The sequence below is a fragment of the Pseudomonas sp. SIMBA_068 genome, from assembly GCF_046534705.1.
GTDB classification, from domain to species: domain Bacteria; phylum Pseudomonadota; class Gammaproteobacteria; order Pseudomonadales; family Pseudomonadaceae; genus Aquipseudomonas; species Aquipseudomonas putida.
In genome coordinates, this window is the sequence record NZ_JAWRYI010001295.1 from 1 (window position 1) to 247 (window position 247).

The window sequence follows — 247 nt, forward strand, 5'->3', positions numbered from 1 at the left end:
CGATGGTCATAAACTCACGCGGTGACATGCCTGGCAGCGGATCTTTCGATTTCGCTTCGCCGTAATAAGCGCGCTGCATCATCACCAGCGAGTAAATCGAGGCAAACACCAGACCAAAGGTCGCGATGATGATAATCATCGGCACCACCTGGAAACTGCCCGTCAGAATCATAAATTCGCCGACGAGGTTACCGGTGCCTGGCATACCGAGGTTGGCAACGGCAAAGAACAGCGACAGACCCGGAAT

General features: G+C 53.8%; 1 pseudogene. It reads right to left on the reverse strand.

Annotated elements, in window-relative coordinates:
• Positions 1-247, reverse strand: a pseudogene (locus SB756_RS33760) (NADH-quinone oxidoreductase subunit M); the annotation flags it as partial.